Raw genomic sequence first — 25,156 nt, forward strand, 5'->3', positions numbered from 1 at the left:
CTTACCCAACCGGCTTGATCAGATAGCCCGCACCCCGCCGGGTGTGGATCATCGGCTCCCGCCCCGCGTCGATCTTGCGCCGCAGGTACGAGATGTACAGCTCCACGACGTTCGCCTGACCGCCGAAGTCATAGCTCCAGACCCGGTCGAGGATCTGCGTCTTGCTCAGCACCCGCCGCGGATTGCGCATCAGGTATCGCAGCAGCTCGAACTCGGTGGCCGTCAGATGGATCTCCTGGCCGTCCCGCCACACCTCGTGGCTGTCCTCGTCGAGCACCAGGTCGCCCACGGTCAGCCGCGATTCGCTGCGTGCGGCGGCCGCCCCGGCCCGCCTCAGCAGCCCCCGCAGCCGGGCCACCACCTCTTCCAGACTGAAGGGCTTGGTGACGTAGTCGTCGCCCCCCGCCGTGAGCCCGGCGATCCGGTCCTCGACCGCGTCCTTGGCGGTCAGGAACAACACCGGTACGTCCGGCAGCTCACGCCGCAGTCGTCCGAGCACCGTCAGCCCGTCCATGTCGGGCAGCATCACGTCGAGCAGCACCGCGTCCGGCCGCCAGCTGCGCGCACAGCGCAGCGCACCCGCGCCGTCCCCCTCCGAACGGATGTCCCAGCCCTCGTAGCGCAGCGCGAGGGACAGCAGATCGGCGAGCGAGGACTCGTCGTCCACGACCAGCACCCGTACGGGGCTGCCGTCGGCCCGCAACAGCTCCGGCTGCTTGCCGGGCGCGCCCCTGGAAGACGAGGCCGCTGCCGGCGCACGAAGGGGAGCTGAGGACGACGAAGTCACGGTCATGCCCCCGAGCCTGACCCACCCTTGTGAAAGCTTCCTTTCCCCTTTCTGTGAATCTCCTGAGAAACCAACTCCTCGTGTTCGTCCCCGTGTTCCTCCCTACGGTCCGCCCCGTGCCCCGCTCCCCCGTCGGTCCCCCTGTCCCCCTGTCTTCCTGCCCCCTGTCCCCCGCCGCGACGGACCTGGGCCGCCCCCCGCGCGGTCCAGGTCGATCACCACTTCCCCAGCATCGCACCCACCACTGACAATGCACCTGACCTGCACTTTCCCCTCATCTGAGGCCCCTCCCCCATCCGCGCTCCGCCGCACCCCGTACCGTCACCCCATGAGACTCCTCGCCCTCTCCGGCAGCCTGCGAGCCCGCTCCTCCAACGGGGCGGTACTGCGTTCCGCCCTCGGCTTCTGGGACGGGCCGGCCACCACCGCGGACATCGGCGCGCTGCCGCACTTCAACCCCGACCTGGACGGCGAGGACGCCACTCCCCCCGCCCCCGTCGCCGCCCTGCGTGGGGCCGTCGCGGCCGCCGATGCGCTGCTCCTCGTCACCCCCGAGTACGCACACGGGGTCCCCGGCGTCCTCAAGAACGCGCTCGACTGGCTGGTCAGCAGCGGCGAATGCGTCAACAAGCCGGTCGCGGTGCTCACCGCCTCCCCGTTCCCCACCGGCGGCGACCACGCCAACGCCCAGCTCCGCGAGACCCTGCGCATGATGACCGGTGAGGTCGTCGCGGCCGCCTGCCGCGAAATCCCCGCCATCGGCCCGAAGATCGACGCCGTCACCGAACGGGTCACGGACGAGCCCACCCTCGCCGACCTGGCGACAGCCATGGCTCAGCTCGCCGCAGCCGTCACCGCCCCGTCCACCCCTGATCCGGCCTGACGCCTCGTGTGATCCAGCCTGAGGCTCCATGTCATCCGGTCGAAGCGCCGGACACTGCCCGCCCGCCCCTCACACGCCGAACAGCCGCGCCGCATTCCCGTGACAGACCCCCCGCAGCCACTCGTCCCCCATCTCCAGCCGGGTCAGCGCCTCCAGCGCATGGGCGTACCCGTAGGGGATGTTGGGGAAGTCGCTGCCGAACAGCACCCGGTCGCCGAGGTCCGCGAGCCGGCCGCGTTCCGCCCGCGGAAAGGGCGCGTCCCGCTCGGAGAAATCCGTGAAGGCCATCGTCGTGTCCAGGTGCACACCCGGATAACGCTGCGCGAGGTCCAGGAAGTCGGCGTACTCCGGCATGCCCATGTGCGCGATGATCAACCGCAGCCGAGGGTGGCGGGCCAGCAGCCGCGCGATCGGCTCGGGCCCGGTGTGCTTGCCCGGCACGGGCCCCGACCCGCAGTGGACGACCACCGGCACACCCGCCTCCGCCACGGCGCCCCACACCGGGTCGAGCAGCGCGTCGGCCGGGTCGTACGCCCCCACCTGCACATGCGCCTTGAAGACCCGTACGCCGTCGGCCAGTTCGTCGCGGACATACGCCGCGGCCGCGTCCTCCGGGAAGAACGTCGCGGTCCGCAGGCAGTCGGGCGTACGGGCCGCGAAGTCGGCAGCCCATCCGTTGAGCCACCGCGCCATCCCCGGCTTGTGGGGGTAGACCATCGACGTGAAGGCCCGTACGCCGAAGCCGCGCAGCACCTCCAGCCGCTCGTCCTCCTCGAAGCGGTACTCGATCGGCCATCTGCGGCCCACCAGCGGGCCGGCGGCGTCGAAGTACGCCCAGACCTTCGCCATCACCCGCTCGGGCATGAAGTGGGTATGCACATCGATCAGCCCCGGCAGCCCCAACCCGCGCCAGAACGCACCGACCCGCTCATCGCCGTCCGCCACTCAGGCCCCCTCCCCGACGCCTCCGACCCACTCGCAGGCCGCCCACGTCCAGACCTACCAGGCCCACCACCAGGCCCACCAGTCCCACTCGGCCTAACCAGCGCCACTCGGTCTATCCGGTCCCACTCGGTCCAGCCGGTCCCGCTCGGCCCACCGGCCCACCAGGCCTAGTAGGCCCGCTAGGTCCACCAGGAACCGGAAGGGCCCTGCCCACATCCCCCTCCCGCGGATCAGAACAATCCCTCCTGCTCCCCCTCCCGCTCCCTCGTCCGGGACGCCGCCGCCCGAACCGGAACGGTCGTCACCCGCCCCGAAGCCGCCCCCAGCACCCACCCCGCCAACCCCCTGGCATCCAGCACCGCAACCACCCCGCCGGCCGCTCCACCGACCACCCCGCCGGCCCCTCCGCGAGCCACCTCACCGGCTTCTCCCCCGACCACCCCAACCTCCCCGGCCGCCTCCCCCTCGACCTCCCCGGCCAGCCGCACATACACATCCGAGCCCACCCCGGCCAGCACCTCCCCCACGATCTCCGCGCCCGCCGTCATCCCGCCCAGCTCCGCCACCTCGTGCGGGATGCGGTCGAGCCCGAACAGCTCCGCATGGTCCGTACAGGCGAACGTCACCGGCTCCAGCGCTTCCGGCCAGCCCGCCAGTTCCCTCGCCCTGCCGTGCAGTTGGGCCAGTTCGGCGGCCCGCTCCGGCACGGGCGGCAGCGCCCCGCGCGCCGCCCGCTTCGCCGCCTTCGCGAACCGGTCGGGGACCGCCAGCGCGCTCCCCAGCAGCGCCTCCGCCCGCCGCGCCGCCATCAGGGGCCCGCGCCCCAGCCAGGCGTACGCCACCGCGCCCTGCTCCACCAGGCGCGCCGAGCCGCGCTCGGCGGCCGTGATCCCCACTTTGAGCAGACCGGGACCGAAGTACGCGAGATAGACGCCGTACGGGCGCGGATCGTCGGCCATGGTGTCGGCGGCCACCGACCGCGAACGGTCCAGCTGAGCACAGCGCGCGCACTGGTCCTTGGCGCTCGCACCGTCGAGCACCGCCGCATACGGGCAGACGATCCAGCCCCCGGCCCGCCGTACCCCCAGGCAGCGCCGCTCACCCTGTGCGGCGAACGCCAGCCGCTTGCCCGCGGGGAGCATGCTGACCCGCTCCTCGCCCCGCTCTGCGCAGTACCAGCCGAGCCGCTGCCCGAACGGCCCCTCCGGCCCCGGCACCGACCCCGTCCCCCTGCCCGACCCGCCGCCCGACCAGCGTGGTCCCGTGCATCGCCACACATCGCCAGCGTACGACCGCCCACTGACAACGCCCGCCACCGCACCACACCCCGACCGACCCCGGTCCTCCCCCCGCGCCGCCCCGGACCGCACCGGCTTCCCCCAGGCTCACGCCACCAGCCCACCACCACCGCCGCCGCCACCGGCGACACCGCCCCCCGCCCCGGCCCCGGCCCCCCGAAACGTGCTCCGATAAGCCCGCGGCGACACCCCCAACGCCGACTGGAGATGCGCGCGCAGCGAGGCCGCCGTCCCAAACCCCGCCTCGGCCGCGATCCGGTCCACCGTCAGCTCCGTCTCCTCCAGCAACTGCCGCGCCCGCTCGATCCGTTGCTGGGTCAGCCACTGCAGCGGCGAGACCCCGACCTCCTCCCGGAAGCGCCGGGTGAAGGTCCGTACGCTCATCGACTCCCGCGCCGCCAGTTCCCGCAGGCTCAGCGGCCGGTCCAGGTTCTCCAGCGCCCAGGCCCGCGCCGCCCCCGTGGAGGACACCTGCGGCTCCGGAATCGGCCGCCGGATGTACTGCGCCTGACCGCCCTCCCGGTGCGGCGGCACGACCGTCCGCCGTGCGACGTCATTGGCGACCGCCGCCCCGTGGTCGGACCGGACCATGTGCAGACACAGGTCGATCCCCGACGCGACCCCGGCCGCCGTCAGCACATCCCCTTCGTCCGTGTACAGCACATCCGCATCCAGCTCGACGGCCGGGAACAGCCGGCGGAAGTCGTCCACCGACCGCCAGTGGGTGGTGGCCCGCCGCCCGTCCAGCAGCCCGGCCGCGGCCAGTACGAACGCCCCCGTGCAGATCGACGCGACCCGGGTCCCGGGCCGGATCCGCCGCAGCGCGTCGGCCATCGCCGCGCCCAGCAGCCCGGCACACCGCTCCTCCCCCGGGCCGTAGTCCGCGTTGGCCGCCGGCACGACCACGGTGTCGGCCTCCGCCAGCGCCTCCGGGCCGTGCTCGACGTTCACCGTGAAGTCGGTGTCCGTACGCACCTCGCCGGGCTCCAGCGCACAGGTCACCAGCTCGTACAGCGGCTCCCCGGCGGCCGACCGGGCCTCCCCGAAGATCCGGTGCACGATCCCCACCTCGATGGGCAGCATCCCGTCCCGCACCAGCACGGCCACCCGGTGCCGCCGCCCCTCACCACCCGCCGACCACTCCGAACCCCCACCACGTCCCTCCACCACACCACGCATACGCCTCACACCACCCACACCATTCGCACCGCTCACGCCACTCACACCCCTCGCATCCCCCACACCCACCGCACCCCTCGCCGCCCCCCTCATGGCCCGATCCTTGCACTCTATGACCATCCGGCCACTCGTGTGCCGTCCCGCCCACCCCGGACAGTGGACGCCATGAAGGTCCTCTGGCTGTTCGCACACCCCGACCAGCGCTCCCTGAGCGGCGCCCTCAAGACGGAGGGCCTGCGCACCCTCGAAGCCCACGGCCACCAGTACCGCGTCTCCGACCTGTACGCCATGAAGTGGAACCCGGTGGTCGACGCCGCCGACTACGGCCACGACCCGTCCGACCGCCTCCTGGTCGGCGAGGCCTCCGAACGCGCCTACACCAACGGCCACTTGAGTCCCGACATCGCCTCCGAACAGCGGAAACTCACCTGGGCGGACACCCTGATCGTCCAGTTCCCCCTCTGGTGGTACGGAATGCCGGCCATCCTCAAGGGCTGGTTCGACCGCGTCTTCGTCAAGGGCTTCGCCTTCGGCCTCAACGACCCCGCCACCGGCCGCCCCCGCCGCTACGGCGACGGCAGACTCACCGGCAAGCGCGCCATGGTCATCACCACCGCCGGCGCCCGCGCCGCGACCCTCGGCCCGCGCGGTGTCAACGGCGACCTCAACGACCTCCTCTTCCCCCTCCAGCACGGCACCCTCTGGTACACGGGGATCTCCGTCGTCCCGCCCCTCCTGATCCCGGGCGCGGACCGCGCCACCCCCACCGCCTACGGGACCGCCGCCGCCCGCCTACGGGAGCGCCTGCGCACCCTCCCCACCACCGAGCCGCTCCCCTTCCGCCACCAGAACACCGGCGACTACGACGAGGACCTCCTCCTCCACCCCCACCTGGCCCCGACCCCCACCGGCCCGGCCGCCCACTACACCTCCCCACCGCCCCCGGCCCACGACTGAACGCAAAAAAGGCCGTAGGCCCAGCGGATACGAATCCACTGGGCCTACGGCATCAGTAGCGGGGACAGGATTTGAACCTGCGACCTCTGGGTTATGAGCCCAGCGAGCTACCGAGCTGCTCCACCCCGCGTCGGTTCCCCGAACACTACGCGACTCCCGCCCCAACGCCTAATCGTTTCTCCCACCCCACCCCCAGCACGCCCCCGACCACCTCCCAACTCCCCCACCATCCACACCCTCCCCACGACCGCCGGCCGCCGCCCTCTCAGGTGGCTGATGGCAACGGGTGCACCCTGCCGGACCGCGCCCTGATCTTCGGAATGAGGAGCCACTGGCCCGCCGCGGCAGCGAGGCACAAAAACACGCAGACGGTCCAGAGTCCGGCGGCTCGCCATTGCAGCAGCCACGTGCCCATCAGGGGGGCGGCGAGCGAAGCCGTGGACCAGGTCATGCCGTAGAGCCCGTAGTACCGCCCGCGCGATGCAGCGGGTGCGAAGGAAGCGATCACGGCCTGGTTCACCGAGCTGACGGCCACTTCTCCCAGCGTCCATACGGCCACGGTGGCCGCGTATCCGACCGGGGTGGAGACGAGTGCCGTGGCGCCGTACCCAGCCCCTAGGACGATGATGCCGCCGATGAGCACATGGCTGTGGTCCAGCCTGGAGAGCAGCGGGCCTGCCACGGGCTGAACCATGATGATGACAACGGCGTTGGTAGCCATCACATATCCGAAGGTCGAAGGAGCGATTCCGTCGAGCTTCATGGCCAGGGGAAGTGTCGTCAGCGCCTGGCAGAAGACGATCCCGTAGGCAAACCAGGATCCGAGATAGGCCAGCATGAGCCGGTCACGCGCGACGTCCAGGTAGCTGCCCGACCGGGCATCCGAGTCGGCCGCTTGCCTGGCGCCCTCCGTCGGCTTCCCCTTGAACCACACCAGGAGGCCGGCGGCGACACAGGCAGCGGAGTTGACCCAGAAGAGAACGGTGAAGCCGTGGCGGACCAGTGAGCCTCCGAACACCATGGAGAATGCGTAGCCGAGGTTCACGGCCCAGTACAGCAGGCCGTACGCCTTTGGGCGGTTGGCTGGTGTGTAGTAGGCGGCGATCATCGAGGCCGAGGCGGGTCTGTGCATCTCTGCCGCCAGACCGACCAGGAAGGCGAACAGGGCGATCAAGATCACCTGGTCCACCGCGCCGAGGAAAAAGAGGAAGGCGCCCGTTCCGGTCATCCCCAGCGTCATCGTGGCCCGATAGCCGATGCGGTCGACCAGCAGTCCGCCGCACAGTTGCGAGATGATGCCGCCGAAACCGGACATGGCGAGCACCACGCCGACGGCGGAGAGCGAAATGTTCTGTTCTTGTATGAGGTAGTAGCTCAGGTAGGGGATCACCATGGATCCCAGTTGATTCGTCAGGGTGGCACCCCAGACCACCCAGAAGTGGCCTGTGAGGCCGCCGGTCCACTTCTGCCACACACTGCTGACCGGGACGGGCTGTGCTGTGGCTTCCCGGCCGTCCGGCGCCAGCTCGTCTTGTGGATTCGTCATTCCTCACGCTTCCTGCCGGACGACGTCTCCGGCTCGTGCCCTCCCTAGAACCGTTTGAGGTGACGCGGAGACCCCCGCCTCACCGGCGGGATCAGTCGGGAACGTAAGTGAATGCCTTGTCCGAGGCCAGGAAATCTGCCAGGTCAAGGAGCTGGTTCGGTGATTCGGATGCCGCGATGACGCGGGCCAGCTTGCCGCCCGATGTCCCTCGCGCCCAGTCCGGGGAATCGCCGGCCGCGTAGAACAGCTCGGCTTCGACGACCTCGTCGAAGGCCAGCAGATCGTCGACAGTCGGAACCTTGGCAAGGGTGGCGTCTCTCGCTGGCGACTGCGGGAAGTACAGCGCCGAGCTGAGCAGCCGGGGACCCATCGGCGCAACAGGGCGTCCAGTGGCGACGTTGGCCATTGCGGTGACGATGTCGTAGTCGAAACTGAGGTGGAGATGCTCGATCACTCCTCCCCCTAGTCGGCTGTTGACCTCGATGATCCTCGGACCGGCCGCTGTGAGCATGACCTCCGTGTGCACCATCGAGTTCGTGATCCCCATGGCCGAGATGGCCTGCGTCGCGCACTCCAAAACAGAGTTGATCCGATGTTCGGGGAGGCTTGAGGGCAGGATGCCGCCGTTCTCGCGGAATGTCTCCGAGAGCGGGAACTTGTCAGTCACAGCGCAATGTGTCGCGGAACCGTTCTGTACCAGCGACTCAACGCTGATGTAGGGGGCGTAACGGGGGTCGTCGTGCCACCGCTCGCCTATCAGCATCTCCTCCAGAACGAAGTGCACCGTGCCGTTCCCGCGCGGATCTGCCGTGTAGTGGGAGGTTGCGGTGTCCCACAACTCGGTCAGGTCGACCCCCTCCGTGACGTGGTACGTGGCCATGCTGCCGACGCCGGCGGACGGCTTGAGGACCGCGGGGAGGCCCACTTCCGCCACTGCCCCGAGGAGATCGGACAGCGAGAGCACGGAAGCGAACCGCGGCACCGGTACTCCGCCCTTCGCCAGCGCGATGCGCTGCTCTTCCTTGCTCCTCAGCGCATGGAGGGATTCCGGCAGGTTCGCCGGCAGCCCCAGTTCCAGGGCAGCCGCATGTGTCTCCGTCACGACCATCTCGCTGAACCCGAGAATTCCTTCCGGCTCCCACTTCCGAGAGAACTCCAGAACGGACCCCAAGGTATCGTCACCGCCCAGCAGCGGAGAATTCCCACAGTACTGACTGAGCGTCCTAGCGTGTAATTCGTCCCGCTTCTCATCGCCTGTCGGAGCCCATAGGACGTGCACCTCGAAATTCTCGTTCAGTTTCGGCAGATACCACGCCGGCGGAGGCGGCCCAGGACCGTCGAGAAAGACGAGCCTGGGCAGTTCATTTTGGTTGCTCACGCGTAACTCCTCGGGTTCAGACGGGCGTTGTGCTACCGGCGAGCAACCTACGAGGCGCCGCAGGTGTAGTCAACATCAAAGTCACGTCAATGACTCTCTGGTACGCGAAAGGAGCGCAGTAAAAAAACCGACCTGCAAGGATGATGATGGGCGAGTTCCGGCCCCGAGGCACACCTATCAGTCAAGTGCATGGTTAATACATTGACTCGATTGTCAACGGGTGTCTAGCCTTGAGGCTTGGTTTTTGCAGAGGTCTCAGCCATCACGATTCCGAGGTATTTTGTGTCATTGCACATCACGCTCCTTGTCGGCGGCCGGAGCACCGAACATGATGCGTCCCTTCACGGCTACCACCACGTACTCGACGAATTACTCAAAGAGCCGGATCGCGTAGTCGTCGATTCCGTTTTCTATATCGACCGCAAAGGCGCGGCCCATGTCTTCGACCAGGGGCCGTGGCCTCAGGAGGAGGCGTCACTCCGTGCAGGCGAAGTTCTGCCCCTGGGCACGGCTGTCGAACGCCTCAAGTCGGGCCGCTCGTTCGTCTTCTCCCTGCTGCACGGGAACGAGGGGGAGGACGGCGGCTGGCAGGGTCTGGCCGAAGTCTTCGGGATCCGGGGGAACTTCGGTCCCACGCTGGCCTCCGCCCTGGGCATGAACAAGTACCTCCAGGCCGGCGTGGCGACCGCTCTGCTGCCTGGATTGCGCACTCCGCGCTCTGTCCTGGCCCGCACAGAGTCGTTCGACGCACAACGCGTCCTGCAAGAGATCGGCCCTGGTCCCCTCGTGGTCAAGCCCAATCGCATGGGCGCTTCGCTGCTCACGACGTGCCTGCGCGATCCGAGCGAGCAGACCCTGGCGGAGGCAGTCGCACAAGCCGCGCCGTATGACAACCAGGTCCTGGTACAGGAGTTCGTCAGCGGCCGCGAGTACTCCTGCAGCGTGTACCGGGAGAACGGGCACTTCATCGACCTTCCGGTGGCAGAGGTGGTGTCCCAGGGCTTCTTCGGTCACGAGGAGAAGCACACCAAGGGACATGCACGTATCGAACTGTGCACTGAGGACCCCACGACCAAGGCCATCCGCGACTACGCGCAATCGCTCTTCGAGGCGACCGAGGTAGCAACCTTTGCTCGCTGCGACTTCCTCGTCAGGGACGACGAAACGTACTTCCTGGAAATCAACACTCTGCCCGGCCTGATGTCCGGCAGCATCTTCCCGATGGCGCTGGCATCGGTCGGCCGCACCATCACCGACCTCGTCATCGCGGCATCCAGCGACTACGACGACCGTCCCGCGCGAGACAAGGTCAAGGAGTACGACATCAGTCACTGACCAGGCCGTCGGCCATTGAACGAACACATGTATTCGGTCGCGACACTGATGGGACGGCAATGTCTGTACAGCAGAAGGAACGGCTCCAGCCTATTCGCACCCGCGTCGTCCGGCTTCAGCCCCACGGATGGCGGGGCATCCTCGTCAAGGATGAGACCCACCAGATATCCGGGGCGTTCAAATACCGGGGCAATGCCCACAAAGTGGCGGGGCTGCCGGAGGGCAGCGCGCTCGTCACGGCCTCGACCGGGAACCACGCGTCGGGTCTGGCGGAAGCGGCCTTGGCCCACGGCCTGGCCCTGCGGGTGTTCGTTCCCCGGACAACTCCCCTGGCCAAGCAACACAGGATCATCCGAACCGGCGCTCAGGTCGTTCTCGTGGACGGCGGCTACGACGATTGCGAGCTTCTCGCGCGCAGGTTCGCCGACGAGAACGCCGCCGTCTTCGTGCACAGTTTCGACGACCCCGACATCATCGAGGGCCATCGAAGCCTCTACCGCGAGGTGCGCGAGGACGCCGATCTCCCCGACGCCGCATTCGTGCCGGTGGGTGGGGGAGGTCTGGTGGCAGCAGGTATCGCCGAATGGGGCGAGGCGTCCACCAGGATCGTAGGGGTCGAGTACCAAGGCGCACCTGCGATGCAAATGTCGCTGCGGGCCGGACGCCGGATCACCCTGGACGCAGCCCGCGGACTGCCGGAAGGACTGCTGGTTCGCCGAATCGGGGACCGGTCCTTCCAGGCCTGCCGGGACTACGAATTGGAGATACGCACCGTCACCGACGTGGAGTTGCATCGGGCCATGCGAATTCTGTGGGCCGAGGCCGGCATCCGGGCCGAGGGGGCGGGGGCTGCGGCGTTCGCGGCGGCCTTGCAGGATCCCGATCCCGGAAAGGTGGCACTCTGCGTGGTCTCCGGCGGCAACATTGATGATCAGACCTGGAGTGACTGCATCCTTGGCTGACCCGAGCCCGGCCCTACCGACCGCTGATCCCCAAGGTGACCCCCCGCTGCGCGAAGAACCGAGGCAGCAGCTCCCATGACACCTCGGCGAAGCGTTGGGAAACGCCTGGTAGGCCCGACGGGTTATGGATTTGGAGGTGGCTGGGCGAGCTGCCGACGGCGAGGACCAAGTGCCCGCCGCGGCCGGGAGGTGTACTACCCGGCTCGCGGATCGAAGGGTGGACGGAGAGCATGACCAGCTTGCCGTCTTCCAGGAAACCCGGGATCTCCTCGGTTGCCAGCCTTCCGTGAACCTCGGCCTCGATTCCCCACCGTTTCACGGCGTACTCGGCGAACGGAGCGTAGATGAGGCCGTCCACGCCGTCCTCGCGGCGTACGTACGCGCCGGCGTCCAGGAACTCCCGGGCCATGGTCACGAGACGTGGAGGGTTCAGGTTCCAGTATTCCAGGGCCATGCGCAGGCAGGCCATACCGCAGATGCGCCACGACCAGAAGGCGTAGTCCTCAGCGGTATCCGCCCCCGAGCGACGCCAGAAAGGATCATCTTCAGCCTTTACCTGCCCGGAAAGCAGATCAGGTACAAGCTCCGCGGATTCCCATTGCGAGTAATACGGCACGTCATGCCGGACCGAAATGTTCCCCATATTCCTTCCGCAGGCCGGTCGCACGCACGCAATTCACATGGCGAGCAGAGCGAATCATGACGATGCGAATCATGACGATGCGAATCGTGACGATAGCATGGCGTCTCCCGCGGACGCCGAACCGACGATGCCACCCACACAGAACAAGCCAATGATTTTCAGCCACCCCTAGCGCCCGGGCAAAACGCCACTGCCGACGAGACCGCTTTCCGACCCACGTAAGGGCGTCCACATGAGGGTATACATCAGCGCGGACATGGAGGGTATTACCGGCCTCGTGGACGCGGAGGACGTACAGCCGCCGGGCAGGGATTACGAACACGGCCGCATGATGATGACCGAAGACGTCAATGCCGCGATTCGGGGGGCTTTATCCGGTGGTGCGACCGACGTCCTGGTGAACGACGCGCACGGTCCGATGCGCAACTTGCTCCCGGATCAGCTGCATCCGCGGGCCCGTCTGATCAAGGGGCGGTCGAAGCCGATGAGCATGTTGGAAGGTCTGGAGGCGGACTTCGACGTCGTGCTGTGCGTCGGGTTCCATGCGAGGGCCGGGTCGCCGGGGGTTATGAGCCACAGCTTCATGGGGCACGAGATCGAGGACATGTGGCTCGACGGCCGCCTGGTGGGGGAGATCGGACTGCTGCATGCCACGGCAGCAGCCATCGGGGTTCCCGTCGCACTGCTGTCGGGCGACGATGCCGCGTGCGTCGAAATGGCAGAGTGGGACAGCGAGGTGACAACTGTCGCCGTCAAGACGGCTCGCGACCGGTTCGCCGCCGAACTGCGGCCCCCGGCAGAGTCGCGTGCGGCCATCCAGGCCGCCGCCCACAGCGCCGTCGCCAGCCGCCTCGCCTCCTCTCGTGAACGGGCTCCCGGGCAGAAGCCGGCGACACTTGCGGTCCGTTGGCAGTCAGCGGCGGTAGCGACCCACTTGCTCGGAATCCCCGGCGTGACACGGAGCGAGAGCAGGACCGTCGAGGTGACGGCGCAGCTGCCAGACCTCTATCGGCTGCTGGGAGTCTTTCTGCGGGTGGCAGCGACCTTGACCAATCAGGTCCCGTACTGCTGAGCCACGTTCAGCCGCCTTCTTCCCCGCCCGGGTTGGCCACGTACGTACCCCCTACGAGCGGCGCAGCATCTACGGCAGGGACCTGGGACGACGCACACGAGAAGCCGGCCAGGCTCAAGGCTCAAGACGGCCGCCACCTCCCAGTGCTGCGCGCAGGGGCAAGGACAGGAACCGTCCCAAGCACAAGCAGCGGTGCTGCGCCCTCGGGAAGTGCTGCAAGAAGCTCCCGTCCGACCGGACCGTGCGTTGCCTGTTGGTGCTCCTGCGTGCCGCCCCCCAGCACGCGGTGCGTGAGGACGAGCTGCCGCGCAACGTGGCCCGGAACGTCGAGCTGGGCATGGGCACGAAGCACGAGATCGAACCGCTCGCGGCCAAGGAAGGGCGCCGGCTCCTGCCCACGGCCCGGACCAACCGGCTATGGGCCGCGGCCAGGAGCCGGCGGTCCTCCTCGGCCCAGCAGATCACCGACAGGAAGGCGACGGGAGAGACCCTGAAGGGAAACGGGCACGCCCCGGCCTCCACCACGAAAAATGGGACGCCCATCGAGCCGCGCAACCTGAACCGGTCCTTCGAGGCTCTGTGCGCCCGCGCCGAGGTCCACCGAGTCGGCTTTCATGACCTGCGTCACACATGCGCGTCACTGCTCCACGAGCAGGGCGCCGATGCCCGCATGATCATGGAAGTCCTGGGCCACAGCTCGATCCGCCACGCCAGCGCTCGGAGGCGGTTGCCGTCAATCACTGCCGCCAACAGAAACACCGGAGGCCCCGTTCGATATCGAACGGGGCCTCCGGTCTGCTGTGCGCTCGGCAGGATTCGAACCTGCAACCTTCTGATCCGTAGTCAGATGCTCTATCCGTTAAGCTACGAGCGCTTGGCTTTCCGGCGGTTTTTCTTGCCGGTCGGCGTTGCGGGAACAACATTACATGACCTGCGCCGTGAGGCGAAATCCATTAGGCACAGCCCCTCTGACCTGCGGAAATGCGCTCGTGGTGGCTGCTGGGGACTGCGGGGGCCGGGGAGCGTTCTCGATGATCCGGACGAAGTTCGGGCGGGTGCAGTCCTCTTCGAAGCGGTCCGGGGCGGGAGGGGGCGTAGCGGCCCGGCCCGGGGCGTCGGAAGTCAGTGATCACGTTGCGCGGCCCGAGGGCGTCAGGCGTCAGAGGTCGGGATTCGTGGTGCGCGGTGCGGGTGTCGGTGCCGGGTCTCGACGCGGGGTGTCGACGCGGGGTGTCGGAATCAGGCGGCGGTGATCATGTGGGGTGCGACGCGGGACAACGGCCCCGTATCCGCCCCGCCTCGCACCCGCCTCCCGCTCGCGTGCCCGCCCAGCCCGCCCAGCCCGCGCCCTGCCGGCCCCGCTCGCGCACCCGGGCATGACACCCGCCCTGCCCTGCTCGCGCACCCGGGCATCGCACCCGCCCCGCCCCGCTCGCGCGCCCTGGGATCGCACCCGCCCCGTCCGGCCCCCGTACGCAAAAGCGCTCAGGCCCCGGTCGGAGTGACCGGGGCCTGAGCGAAGAAGAGCGGAGGCGGAGGGATTTGAACCCTCGATGGGGGGTAAGCCCCAAACCGCATTAGCAGTGCGGCGCCATAGACCGGACTAGGCGACGCCTCCACACACTCCACATGCGCGCACGCACGCTGTGGTGTGTCCAGATGATGGCACAGCTCCAAGGGCTGTCACCAATCGCCCCCTACGGTACTAGGCGCGCGGGCCACCCGGCAAAGACGTTCCTGCGGCGCAACGTCGGGGGCGGCGGCGCGTTAGGAGTGTTGGGGCCGTGGCGACACGCGTGTCGTGCGCCCCCGGCGCGTACGTACCGCGTACCGCCCCGCACTCGCCTCTCTGGAGCCTGTGATGCCGCACCGCCGGACCCCCTCCCTCATCGCCGCGGCCGCCACCGCCGCCACCGCCGCACTGGCCCTGGCGTCGTCCGCCGCGTCGGCCGCCCCCATCCCGCTGCCGCACCACCGGTCCGGTGGCGGCACGAGCGGATCGAGCGGTGCGAGCCACCACGGGCACGGTGGCCACCCGACGCCCGTCGACATCACCAACGGCACCGGCATCGGCAGCATCGACAACATCACCAACGTCGCCGACATCACCCGCATCGCGGACGGCATCGGCGACCTCGGCGTCGTCGATCAGCACGGACGCCTTGGACGGCACGGGCAGCAGGGGCAGCGGGGGATCGCCGACCGACGGAGCCCCGCCCACGGCGCGGGCCGCCATCGTGCGCCCAGCGACCACCTCACCGTCACCGTCCACGGCTCCGGCTCGGTCCGCACCGACGGCACCTTCGAGCTGTACTGCCACCCCGGCCGCGGCAGCCACCTCGACGCCAGGCGCGCCTGCGACAAGCTGGACGAGATGACGAAGTGGGGCAAGGACCCGTTCGCCCCCGTTCCGCAGAGCGCGCAGTGCACGATGATGTACGGCGGTCCGGCCACCGCGCACGTGTCCGGAACCTGGGCGGGGCGTCCGGTCGACGCCGACTTCAAGCGCACCAACGGATGTGAGATCAGCCGCTGGAGCCGCTTCGAACCTCTGCTCCCCCGGACCACTTTGTGACCTGTTTCGTGCCGCAGTAGCGCGCCAGGTCAGGACGAGGGGCACATGTCGGGCGTGCGGCGAGTCGCCCACGGCCGTGCCATTACCTCCTCGTCATCCGCCTCCGCGTCGCGGGCAAGTGCCCGTAGACTCCATCCCAGCGATCCGCCACGGTGGGTCGGCACGGTGCGGTAACAGGAGGGAAGCGTCTCGTGAGCAGCAGGCCATCCCGAGGCGCTGCTCGCCTCGCAGCCATACTCGACGCCCTCCCCGACGCGCTGTTGCTCGTCAACTGCAACGGCACGGTCGTCAACGCCAACACCATCGCCCTGGAGACCTTCGAGGCACCCGGTACGGCCCTGGTGGGGCGCGGGCTGCTCGATCTGCTGCCGTCCTTCGACTCCAAGCGCATCCCGGGTTCCATGCGGCGCCGGGACGAGGAGATCGAGGGGCAGCGGACGAAGCCGACGCGGATGGTCGCGCGGCGTACCGACGGCACCGAGCTGCTGGTCGAGGTGACCAGCGCCAACCTGGAGGACGGGCGGACCCCGTACGAGAGCGCCTTCGAGGCCGCGTACGCCGATCACCGCAACGGCTACACGGGCGACGAGCTGCTGATGCTGGTCGTACGGGATCTCACCGGCACGCTGGACACCGAGACCGAGCTGGCCCGCCAGCAGCGGCAGACCGAGATGATCCTGCGGGCCGCGGCCGAGGGCGTGGTCGGGGTCGACGCGGAGGGGAAGGTCGTCCTCGTCAACCCGTCGGCCGCGCAGATCCTCGGCTATCGGGCGAGCGAGCTGGGCGGGAAGGAACTCCATCCGCTCATCCACCACTCGCGGGCGGACGGGTCGGCGCTGCCGTGGGAGGACACGCCGCTGGCCGACACGCTCAAGTCCGGGCGCAAGCACCGGGTGCGCGGTCAGGCGCTGTGGGCCAAGGACGGGCGCGCGGTGGCGGTCGATCTGACGACGGCGCCGGTGCGGGACGGCGATCAGCTGGTCGGCGCGGTGATGACCTTCACCGACCGGCGCGCCCTCGACGCGCTGGCTGCCCGGCACGCCCAGCTGCTCGCCGTGCTCGACCAGGCGCTGCGCGGGCCGCTGGAGGAGCTCAAGGGCGAGCTGGGCACGCTCGCGTCCGATCCGGCCGGCCAGCTGTGGCCCGAGGCGAACCAGATCCTGCACCACCTCGCGGCCGGTCACGCCCGGATGACGACGCTGGTGGACAACGTCCTGAGCTACCAGCGGCTGGACTCGGGCAAGGAGAAGCTCAACCGCACCAAGGTGTCGCTGGACGCGGTGGTCGCCGCGGGTGTGGAGGGCGCGATCGAGCTGATCGGGCCGGGCCGGGCGCAGTTCGCGGTGCACGCGCCGCCGATAGAGGCGGTGGTGGACCCGGAGCGGATCGCGCAGGCGCTGTCGCACCTGATCGCGGATGTCGCGGGGGTGGACTCCACGGGCCGGATGCCGGTCGGTGAGGCCGGGCCCGGTGCGGGCGGGCGCATGGGGGCGATCCCCGGTGACTCGACGATCGTGGTGGCGGCGGCCAAGCGCGGCGACGTCGTACGGATCGAGGTGCGCGGGCCGTTCGACGGCGGTGACCCGGTCCATGAGCCGATCGTGCGCGGCATCGTGCGGCAGCACGGCGGGCTGATGCAGACACACGAAGTGCCGGGGGCGCAGGGCGGTGGGCCCGGTGCGGGCGGCAGCGCGTATGTGCTGGAGCTGCCGGTGTCGGCGGACGGCACGGCGACGGCCGGCGCGGACCGGGCGGACGGGCCGGTCGGCAACGAGACGACGGTGATGCCGGTCCCGGCTGCCCGTGCGCGCGGCACGCAGGGCGATGCGGCGGACGGCGGCCAGGGGCCCGTGGACCAGGGCGCGGGCGCCGAGGGCCGGGCGCAGGGTGACGGTGCCACGGGCGGGGCCGGTGAGCCCCTCGCACAGCCGACCGGCCGTCGGCGGGCCCGGCGCGCGGGCGCGGAGCAGAACGCAGAGAACGCGGAGTCGGGCGCACCGGCCGCGGGGGCGGGCAACGGCCCGGTGGCCGGCGGTACGCAGGGTGCCGGTGTTCCGGGTGGTACGGCGGGCGAGGGCACGCGGCGGGACGGCGGCCCGGAGGCGCGTCCGCAGGACGGCGGTGCGGCGGCGGCCGGCCCGCAGGCGGGCACGGATGGTACGGGGCTGCCGCCGGGTATGGCGGGGGCCGAGGCCGTACCGCCGACCGGTCGTCGGCGGGCCCGGCAGGACGCGCCGGAGGGCGGCGGGCTGCCCGCGCTGCCGGCCGGCGCCGGCCAGGCGCCCGGGCAGCAGCCCGCCGGCCCTCAGGAGCCCTCGGCGGGCGCACCGGCACGTACTCCGGGCGGTGCCGCTCCCTCGGGTCCGGTGCCCGTGCCCGCCCGTCCGCAGGTGCCGGGCCGGGCCGTCGTTCCGGGGCAGGCCCCGGCTTCCGGTCAGGCCTCCGCTCCGGTTCCGCCGCAGGTGCCCGGCCAGGCGCAGCCGCAGGGTCTGGGCCCCGTCCAGCCGAGCGGCCGGCGGGCGCGCCGGGCGCTGGCCGAGGCGCCCGAGCGCGCCGCGCAGGGCGAGCGGGTGCAGGCGGCCGCGGCGGCCGGTGCCCAGCAGTCGGCCGGTGCGCGCACGGCCTTCGCGCTGCCGCCCGCCGCGGCGGACCAGACCCCGCAGCCGGCGCAGTCCGCGCTGCCCGCACTTCCCGCGGCCGCCGAGCAGGTGCCCGCGCAGGACGGCGCCGGGACGGGGCGCCGTCGTGCCCGCCGCCCAGTGGCCGGTGGCCCGGAGCCGACGGCGCCCGCGGAACAGTCCGCATACGAGCTGGAGGCGGCCGCCGCCCCCGGTGCGCCGCAGGGTGCGGCGGAGGCCGAGCCGACCGGCCGTCGGCGGGCCCGGCGCGCCGCCGCCGAGGAGCGCGCGGCGGCCGCGATGGCCGACGCCGAGTCGTCCGGCACGTTCGTGGCGGGTCCCGAAGGGCTGGTGGCGCAGGCGGCCGAGGCCGACGGTCCGGCCGGGGGCACCGAGCCCGTCGAGCCGGCCGGGGCGACGGATCCGGTGTCGGCGACCGGGACGGGAACCGGCCTGGCGCCCGGGATGGGCCCGGTGGCGGGCAACGACGCGCTCCGGGCGCCCGGGACCGCCCCGGCCCCGAACGGCGGCGCGCCCCAGACGCCTCAGGACCCGGCTGCCCCCGCGCCCACCGGCCGCCGCCGTGGCCGTCCCAGCCCCGCCGAGGAGGCCGCGGGACACGCCCCCGCGCCGGCGCACCGTCAACCGCTGCCGCCCGCCACCGAGGACGACGGGCAGTCGGCGGGGCACTCCCGGGCGTTCAGCGTGCGCACGCTCGGGCAGGGCGTGCCGTTCGCCCAGCAGATCGCCGACCAGCAGCGTCCGCCGGCGCCGCCCGGCAGCACACCGCCCGGTGGGACGTCCGCCGGTTCGGGCCGGCGCCGTAAGCTCGCCGCGCCCCCGCAGGACGGCGAGCGCGCCCTCGCGGCCGACTCCGCGGCGGACGGGGCGCGTCCGCACCCGGGCGCGCCGCAGCCGCAGCCGCAGCAGGGCGAGCAGCCGGACCGGAGCCCGGTCCCCGCGCAGCCCAAGCAGCCGGCCCAGCCGCAGCCGCAGCCGCATCTGATGGACGCCAGTGAAGGCCGTGCCTTTGCGATCTCCGCGCCCGACGAGGGCAGCGAGGGCCCCGAGCCGCTGGACGGCCCGAACGGCGCGATAGAGGTGGTGGACCGTCAGCCGCTGCCGATGGACGACGAGTTGCCGCCCGAGCCGCTCGACAACCCGCGTCGGCTGCTGGTCTGGCCGGCGCCGGACGTCGCCACCCAGCAGGCGCTCAGCGACCGCGGCTACCGCCCGGTGATCGTCAACTCCCGCGAGGAGGTGGACGCTCAGATCGCGGCGTATCCGGCGGCGCTCTTCGTCGACCCGCTGACCGGGCCGATCACCCGCACCGCGCTGCAGTCGCTGCGTCAGGCGGCGGGCGCGGCCGAGGTCCCGGTCCTGGTGACGGCCGGTCTGGGGCAGGCCACCCGGGAGGCGGCGTACGGCGCCGACCCGGCCGTGCTCCTCAAGGCGCTGGCGCCGCGGGACAGCGAGCAGCACCCGCCGCGGGTGCTGCTGATCGAGCAGAACGACGCCATCGCGGGCGCGCTGACCGCTTCGCTGGAGCGGCGCGGGATGCAGGTCGCCCGGGCCGGGGCGGACAGCGACGCGGTCACCCTGGCGACGCAGATGCGGCCGAATCTCGTCGTCATGGACCTGATGCAGGTGCGCCGACGGCGGGCCGGCATCGTCGACTGGCTGCGTGCCAACGGCCTGCTCGACCACACGCCGCTGGTCGTCTACACCTCCGCCGACATGGACCCGGCGCAGCTGCCGCGGCTGGCGGCCGGGGAGACGGTGCTCTTCCTCGCGGAGCGCTCGACGAGCGCCGAGGTGCAGGCCCGGATCGTCGACCTGCTGGCCAAGATCGGTACGAACTGAGGGACCGACGCGGCGGCGAGCGGTGCGAGGGCGGGAGCCCGCACCGCGGACTCCCGGCCTCGCTCGCCGCCCGGCTCAGGCCAGCAGCGTGACGTCCAGCTCCCCGTCCGCGTACTGCCTGCGCAGCACCTTCTTGTCGAACTTGCCCACGCTCGTCTTGGGCACCGCCGGGATCAGTGCCCACCGTTCGGGCAGCTGCCAGCGCGCGATCCGTTCGCCGAGGAACGCCTTCAGCTCCTCGTATCCGATGGTCGCGCCCTGGGTGAGCACCACGGTCGCCAGCGGCCGCTCGCCCCACTTGTCGTCGGGTACGGCGACCACCGCGGCCTCGGCGACATGCGGGTGCGCCATCAGGTGGTTCTCCAGCTCGACGGAGGAGATCCACTCACCGCCGGACTTGATGACGTCCTTGGCGCGGTCGGTCAGGGTCAGATAGCCGTTCGGGGTGATGGTGCCGACGTCGCCGGTGCGCAGCCAGCCGTCGGGGCTGAACTTGTCCTCGGGGCGCAGCGCTCCGCCCTGTGCGCCGCCGTAGTACGCGCCCGCGATCCACGGTCCGCGGACCTCCAGCTCGCCGGCCGACGCGCCGTCGTGCGGCAGCCGCTCGCCGCCGGGCCCGATCAGCCGGGCTTCCACGGACGCCGGGAAGCGGCCCTGGGTGGCGCGGTAGCCCCACTCGTCCTCGCCGCTCACGCCGGCCGGCGGGTGCGCGACCGAGCCCAGCGGCGAGGTCTCGGTCATGCCCCAGGCGTGCACGACGCGGATGCCGTGCCGCTCCTCGAAGCCTCGCATCAGGGCCGGCGGGCAGGCCGAGCCGCCGATGACGACCGTCCGCAGACAGGCGACGTCCCGCCGTGTGGCGTCCAGTTCGGCGAGCAGGCCCTGCCAGATGGTGGGGACGGCGGCGCCGACCGTGGGCCGTACGGTCTCGATCATCTCGGCGAGCGGCGCGGGCTGCAGGAAGCGGTCCGGCATCAGCAGCGAGGCACCGGCCATGAACGCGGCGTGCGGCAGCCCCCAGGCGTTGACGTGGAACATCGGCACGACCGGCAGGGTGATGTCGCGGGAGGTCAGCGCGAACGCCTCGGCGGAGTTGACCTGCATCGAGTGCAGATACAGCGAACGGTGGCTGTAGAGCACGCCCTTGGGGTCGCCGGTGGTCCCGGAGGTGTAGCACAGCGCGGCGGCCGCCCGCTCGTCGGTCTCCGGCCAGTCGTAGGTCTCCGGCCGCCCGGCGAGCAGCTCCTCGTAGTCGTGCACCCGGGCCCGCGCGCCTTCGAGGACGGAGGTGTCGCCCGCGCCGACGACGACGATGTGCTCGACCTCGGGCAGCTGGGCCAGCAGCGGCGCCAGCAGGGGCAGCAGGCTCCCGTTGACGAGCACGACCCGGTCCTCGGCGTGGTTGATGATCCACACCAGCTGCTCGGCGGGCAGGCGCAGGTTGAGGGTGTGCAGTACCGCGCCCATGGAGGGGATGGAGAGGTATGCCTCCATGTGTTCGGCGTTGTTCCACATGAGGGTGCCGACCCGTTCGTCGTCGGCCACCGACAGCTCGTCGCGCAGCGCATGGGCCAGCTGCGCGGCCCGACGGCCGATCTCGGCGAAGGTGCGCCGGTGCGGTTCACCGTCGGTCCAGGTGATGACCTGCGACTCACCGTGGACCGTCGATCCGTGGTCCAGGATTCGCGAGACGGTGAGCGGTACGTCCTGCATCGTGCTCAGCACCGGGTGCCTCCGCTTTGTTACGGGCGGGTAGTGGTGCTGCGATTGTCATCGCATACCGCGCGGTATGTCACGCCCCCGGGGGTGTGTTTCTTGCCAGCTCTCGACACCGTGTACGGGCCCGCGGACGGCCACTGATCAGCAAGAACGGGCGCAAACCGGGCCCGGCCGGCGGTTCGCCGCTCACGGCCGCGGGTCGACCGTCGGCGGCACCGCCTGGAGGACGAGCACCGACAGATCGTCCTCGACCGGGCCGGTGCCGAAGTCGTGCGCCGCGCGCCGGACGTGCTCGGCCAGCGCCTTGGCTCCCAGGCCCAGGCCGTCCTTCAAAACCTCGATCAGACCGTCGTTGTCGTCCAACTGCCAGTTGCCGCAACGGCGTTCGGTGACGCCGTCGGTGACGCAGAGCAGGGTCTCGCCGGGGGCGAGATCGAAGGAGCTGGCCTGGTACTCGGTGCCCTCGTCGATGCCCAGGAGCATCTGGGGCTCGGAGGCCGGCTCGACGGCGCCGTCGAGGAACATGTGCAGCGGCGGCGGATGGCCGGCGCTGGCGACCGTGCAGCGCGCTCCGGGCACGCCGGGGTCGACCTCCAGCTCGCCGTAGAGCAGGCTCAGGAAGCGGGAGCTGGCCTGCTCACCGCCGAGCTCCACCGCCTCGGCGCTCTCCTCCGCCATGGCCAGATTCAGTCGTCCGAGTACCGATTCGACGCCATGGCCCTCGCGCGCCAGCAGCCGTACGAGGTGCCGGGCCAGTCCGGTGACGGACATCGCCTCCGGGTCCTTGCCCTGTACGTCGCCCAGCAGGAAGCACCAGCGGCGGTCGCCCATCGGGAAGACGTCGTAGAAGTCGCCGCCGACGGTCTGGCCCTCACCGTGCGGCTCGTAGACGATCGCGGTGTCCACGCCGACGATGCTGGCCAGCGACGCGGGCAGCTGCCGGCGCTGGAGCGCCAGGCTGATCGTGGTCTGCCGGGTGTACTGGCGGGCGGTGTACACGGCCTGCGCGACCCGGCGCGCCACGTCCTCGACCATCCGCACCACGGTGTCGGTCATCTGCAGGTGCCCGGACCGGCCGAGCAGCAGTACGCCCAGGTCGGTGTCCCGGGCGACCAGGGGGAAGGCGAGCGCGGAGCCGCCCGAGGGGGCCGCACCGGCGCATTCCGGCCAGGGCCAGGGGGTGCCGGCGGTACGGACCATGTCGACGGGCGGTTCGCTCTCCAGGTCGGCGCGGAGCGGATTGATCCGCCGCTCGTCGACGTGCCAGACGCGGGAGAGCTGCATTCCGCCGCCCTCGACGCTCAGCCAGATGGCGCACCAGTCGGCGAGCCGGGGCACCAGCAGCTGGGCGGCGAGCGCGGTGACCATGTCCTGGTCGAGCTGCCCGGCCAGCAGCTCGCTGGTCTCGGCCAGGAAGGACGGGCCGCCGCGGTCGGCCCACTCGGCGGGGTGGCCGCGCAGATGACCGCGCTGGCCGACGGGGTGGGCCAGGCGCACCGGGGGCTCGGCGCCGCGCGGTTCGGGCGCGGTGCCGACGAGGGCCGGCTCCCCCTCGGTCGCCTCCAGCCGGAACCAGACCGTCTTGACCGACTTGCGGTAGGTCACCCCCCAGGACTCCGCCAGCGCGCCGACCAGCTGGAGGCCGTAGCCCGGCTCACCGGTCCGGGCGTCCACTCCACCGCGTACGCCCCGGGCCGGGTGGCGGTCGGAGACCTCCACCACCACGCCCACCTTCGCCCGGCCGGCCCCCGTCTCGGCATCGGGCGGCGGGCCGTGCTCCAGGCGGCAGGTGACGTCGATGTCCGTGCCGGCGTACATCACGGCGTTGGTGACCAGCTCGCTGGTGAGCAGGACGGCGGTGTGGATGAGCTCCGAGCTGATCGCCGCGGCGCCGGGACCCGCCGTGGCGGGCGGTGCGCCCGCCCGTTCGGTCAGCAGCGCGCGCACGAATTTCCGCGCTCCGGAGGCCGCGAGCTGATTGGCCGGCAGCCCCTTCCGGGACACGGATTCCGTCGAGTACGGGGAGGACAGCGCTGCCACTGTGCCCCCTGAGTGTGCCGGGAAAAACTAATTACGAGCGCTTTATACTATGTCATATCCGCCCAAATTGATCATTCTGCAGGAATAGGACCTCTTCACAACGACCACCGGGGGATGGTGCGCCATGGCTCTCGACCCGCCCCCACCCGAATCCGCCTCCGCGCCCGCCGGGCGCTCCGTGTCGTCGCGGCCCACCGCGCCGTCGCCGCCCGCCACACCGCCGCCCGCCGCGGCCCGGTCCGACGGGGACGGGCAGTGGGTGCGCACCAGCGAGCTGCGGCCGCTGCTCGCGGCGATGAACGCCCTGCGTGACGGGGACTTCACCACCCGCGTGGAGAGCTTCCCCGACGGCGGCACGCCGGACGGTGTGCTGGCCGACATGGTCGGCGTCTTCCACCAGATCGTCGCCCGCAACGTCCATCTGGCCTCCGAGCTGCAGCGCGTACGCGGCGAGATCCTCCGCCAGGGCCGGCTGGACGAGCGGATCTCCGCGAGCCCCGGACAGGGGACCTGGACGACGAACATCGAAGCGGCCAACACCGTGCTCGAGGCGCTGGTCGTGCCGCTCGCCAAGGCCACCCGGGTGCTGGACGCGGTGGCCGACGGCGATCTGACCCAGCACGTCGACCTGCACGACGGCAACCGCCAGCTGCACGGCGATCTGCGCCGCCTGGGCAGCGGGGTGAACCGCATGGTCGACCAGCTCTCGTTGTTCACCGGCGAGGTCACCCGCGTCGCCCGGGAGGTCGGCACCGAAGGCCGGCTGGGCGGTCGTGCGAAGGTCCAGGGGCTCTCCGGCGACTGGCTGCATGTGACCGAGGCGGTCAACACCATGGCGTCGCGGCTGACGGCGCAGGTGCGCGACATCGCGGTGGTCACCACGGCGGTGGCGCGCGGCGATCTGACCCAGCAGGTGACGGTCGAGGCCACCGGCGAGCTGCTGGAGCTGAAGATGACCGTCAACAAGATGGTCGACCAGCTGCGGGCCTTCGCCGACGAGGTCACCCGCGTCGCCCGCGAGGTCGGCACCGAAGGCCAGCTCGGCGGCCGCGCCCAGGTCAGAGGCGTCTCCGGGGTCTGGAAGGACCTCACCGACAACGTCAACTTCATGGCGTCCAACCTGACCTGGCAGGTCCGCAACATCGCCCAGGTCACCACGGCGGTGGCCAACGGCGATCTGAGCCAGAAGATCACTGTGGACGCCCGGGGCGAGATCCTCGAACTGAAGTCGACGATCAACACGATGGTCGACCAGCTCTCGGCCTTCGCCGACGAGGTCACCCGCGTCGCCCGCGAGGTCGGCACCGAAGGCCAGCTCGGCGGCCGCGCCCAGGTCAGAGGCGTCTCCGGGGTCTG

General features: G+C 70.9%; 17 protein-coding genes, 3 tRNA genes and 1 pseudogene. 9 read left to right on the plus strand and 12 right to left on the minus strand.

The window, feature by feature from the left end; all coding sequences use genetic code 11:
* Position 1 precedes the first annotated feature (1 nt).
* Positions 2-703 (minus strand): response regulator transcription factor, encoded by a 702-nt coding sequence (locus tag AC0680_RS07115; protein ID WP_478625739.1) that lies wholly within the window; start codon positions 701-703, stop codon positions 2-4.
* 412 nt (positions 704-1,115) lie between these two features.
* On the opposite strand from AC0680_RS07115, the gene AC0680_RS07120 reads away from it, so the two are divergent.
* The gene (locus AC0680_RS07120) at positions 1,116-1,670 is read left to right on the plus strand and encodes an NADPH-dependent FMN reductase (protein WP_478625645.1); all 555 of its coding nucleotides are present in this window, start codon (positions 1,116-1,118) and stop codon (positions 1,668-1,670) included.
* A gap of 69 nt (positions 1,671-1,739) precedes the next feature.
* Here AC0680_RS07120 and AC0680_RS07125 read toward each other — a convergent pair whose 3' ends face one another.
* The 3 genes from AC0680_RS07125 to AC0680_RS07135 form a co-directional block, all read right to left on the minus strand.
* Complete coding sequence (locus AC0680_RS07125) at positions 1,740-2,615, minus strand: amidohydrolase family protein (RefSeq protein ID WP_478625647.1); 876 nt, start codon at positions 2,613-2,615, stop codon at positions 1,740-1,742.
* A 230-nt stretch (positions 2,616-2,845) separates the two neighbouring features.
* Positions 2,846-3,757, minus strand: coding sequence for a DUF2797 domain-containing protein (locus AC0680_RS07130; RefSeq protein WP_478625741.1), 912 nt, complete (start codon positions 3,755-3,757; stop codon positions 2,846-2,848).
* A 243-nt stretch (positions 3,758-4,000) separates the two neighbouring features.
* A complete protein-coding gene (locus tag AC0680_RS07135) occupies positions 4,001-5,092 on the minus strand; it encodes a GlxA family transcriptional regulator (protein WP_478625742.1) in 1,092 nt (363 codons plus the stop codon).
* Between the two features lie 165 nt (positions 5,093-5,257).
* Between AC0680_RS07135 and AC0680_RS07140 the strand changes: the two genes are divergently transcribed.
* Positions 5,258-6,049, plus strand: coding sequence for an NAD(P)H-dependent oxidoreductase (locus tag AC0680_RS07140; RefSeq protein ID WP_478625648.1), 792 nt, complete (start codon positions 5,258-5,260; stop codon positions 6,047-6,049).
* 56 nt (positions 6,050-6,105) lie between these two features.
* Here the strand turns inward: AC0680_RS07140 and AC0680_RS07145 are convergent.
* From AC0680_RS07145 to AC0680_RS07155, 3 genes are all read right to left on the minus strand, one after another.
* Positions 6,106-6,179, minus strand: a tRNA-Met gene (locus tag AC0680_RS07145).
* A 135-nt stretch (positions 6,180-6,314) separates the two neighbouring features.
* Complete coding sequence (locus AC0680_RS07150; protein WP_478625650.1) at positions 6,315-7,595, minus strand: MDR family MFS transporter; 1,281 nt, start codon at positions 7,593-7,595, stop codon at positions 6,315-6,317.
* Between the two features lie 91 nt (positions 7,596-7,686).
* Positions 7,687-8,973: an ATP-grasp domain-containing protein gene (locus tag AC0680_RS07155; protein ID WP_478625651.1), complete on the minus strand. Its 1,287-nt coding sequence runs from the start codon at positions 8,971-8,973 to the stop codon at positions 7,687-7,689.
* A gap of 288 nt (positions 8,974-9,261) precedes the next feature.
* Between AC0680_RS07155 and AC0680_RS07160 the strand changes: the two genes are divergently transcribed.
* Complete coding sequence (locus AC0680_RS07160) at positions 9,262-10,308, plus strand: D-alanine--D-alanine ligase family protein (protein WP_478625652.1); 1,047 nt, start codon at positions 9,262-9,264, stop codon at positions 10,306-10,308.
* A gap of 59 nt (positions 10,309-10,367) precedes the next feature.
* Positions 10,368-11,270: a threonine ammonia-lyase gene (locus AC0680_RS07165; RefSeq protein ID WP_478625653.1), complete on the plus strand. Its 903-nt coding sequence runs from the start codon at positions 10,368-10,370 to the stop codon at positions 11,268-11,270.
* A 13-nt stretch (positions 11,271-11,283) separates the two neighbouring features.
* Here AC0680_RS07165 and AC0680_RS07170 read toward each other — a convergent pair whose 3' ends face one another.
* Entirely contained in the window at positions 11,284-11,913 is a 630-nt protein-coding gene (locus AC0680_RS07170; protein WP_478625654.1) for a C39 family peptidase, read from the minus strand.
* Between the two features lie 232 nt (positions 11,914-12,145).
* Here AC0680_RS07170 and AC0680_RS07175 point away from each other — a divergent pair, with 232 nt between their 5' ends.
* A complete protein-coding gene (locus tag AC0680_RS07175; protein WP_478625655.1) occupies positions 12,146-12,985 on the plus strand; it encodes a M55 family metallopeptidase in 840 nt (279 codons plus the stop codon).
* Positions 12,986-13,322: 337 nt separating this feature from the next.
* Positions 13,323-13,637, plus strand: a pseudogene (locus AC0680_RS07180) (site-specific integrase); the annotation flags it as partial.
* Positions 13,638-13,786: 149 nt separating this feature from the next.
* Here the strand turns inward: AC0680_RS07180 and AC0680_RS07185 are convergent.
* Both AC0680_RS07185 and AC0680_RS07190 read right to left on the minus strand, forming a co-directional pair.
* Positions 13,787-13,859 (minus strand) — tRNA-Arg (locus tag AC0680_RS07185).
* 653 nt (positions 13,860-14,512) lie between these two features.
* Positions 14,513-14,603 (minus strand) — tRNA-Ser (locus AC0680_RS07190).
* A 243-nt stretch (positions 14,604-14,846) separates the two neighbouring features.
* On the opposite strand from AC0680_RS07190, the gene AC0680_RS07195 reads away from it, so the two are divergent.
* Positions 14,847-15,560, plus strand: coding sequence for an SSI family serine proteinase inhibitor (locus tag AC0680_RS07195; RefSeq protein ID WP_478625657.1), 714 nt, complete (start codon positions 14,847-14,849; stop codon positions 15,558-15,560).
* 191 nt (positions 15,561-15,751) lie between these two features.
* Positions 15,752-20,041: a PAS domain-containing protein gene (locus tag AC0680_RS07200; protein WP_478625659.1), complete on the plus strand. Its 4,290-nt coding sequence runs from the start codon at positions 15,752-15,754 to the stop codon at positions 20,039-20,041.
* A 75-nt stretch (positions 20,042-20,116) separates the two neighbouring features.
* Here the strand turns inward: AC0680_RS07200 and AC0680_RS07205 are convergent, their stop codons facing one another.
* Together AC0680_RS07205 and AC0680_RS07210 are read right to left on the minus strand one after the other, a co-directional pair.
* The gene (locus tag AC0680_RS07205; RefSeq protein WP_478625661.1) at positions 20,117-21,766 is read right to left on the minus strand and encodes a long-chain fatty acid--CoA ligase; all 1,650 of its coding nucleotides are present in this window, start codon (positions 21,764-21,766) and stop codon (positions 20,117-20,119) included.
* Between the two features lie 180 nt (positions 21,767-21,946).
* A complete protein-coding gene (locus tag AC0680_RS07210; protein ID WP_478625663.1) occupies positions 21,947-23,800 on the minus strand; it encodes a SpoIIE family protein phosphatase in 1,854 nt (617 codons plus the stop codon).
* Positions 23,801-23,924: 124 nt separating this feature from the next.
* Between AC0680_RS07210 and AC0680_RS07215 the strand changes: the two genes are divergently transcribed.
* The coding region (locus AC0680_RS07215) for a HAMP domain-containing protein (RefSeq protein WP_478625664.1) at positions 23,925-25,156 on the plus strand (1,232 nt) is incomplete at its 3' end.

The organism is Streptomyces sp. NPDC043738, assembly GCF_056436545.1.

Coding starts and splice junctions, on each gene's coding strand:
- AC0680_RS07120 (WP_478625645.1), top strand. CDS start 1,116: ATGAGACTCCTCGCCCTCTCCGGCAGCCTGCGAGCCCGCTCCTCCAAC.
- AC0680_RS07130 (WP_478625741.1), bottom strand. CDS start 3,757: ATGCTCCCCGCGGGCAAGCGGCTGGCGTTCGCCGCACAGGGTGAGCGG.
- AC0680_RS07135 (WP_478625742.1), bottom strand. CDS start 5,092: ATGCGTGGTGTGGTGGAGGGACGTGGTGGGGGTTCGGAGTGGTCGGCG.
- AC0680_RS07140 (WP_478625648.1), top strand. CDS start 5,258: ATGAAGGTCCTCTGGCTGTTCGCACACCCCGACCAGCGCTCCCTGAGC.
- AC0680_RS07150 (WP_478625650.1), bottom strand. CDS start 7,595: ATGACGAATCCACAAGACGAGCTGGCGCCGGACGGCCGGGAAGCCACA.
- AC0680_RS07165 (WP_478625653.1), top strand. CDS start 10,368: ATGTCTGTACAGCAGAAGGAACGGCTCCAGCCTATTCGCACCCGCGTC.
- AC0680_RS07170 (WP_478625654.1), bottom strand. CDS start 11,913: ATGGGGAACATTTCGGTCCGGCATGACGTGCCGTATTACTCGCAATGG.
- AC0680_RS07175 (WP_478625655.1), top strand. CDS start 12,146: ATGAGGGTATACATCAGCGCGGACATGGAGGGTATTACCGGCCTCGTG.
- AC0680_RS07195 (WP_478625657.1), top strand. CDS start 14,847: ATGCCGCACCGCCGGACCCCCTCCCTCATCGCCGCGGCCGCCACCGCC.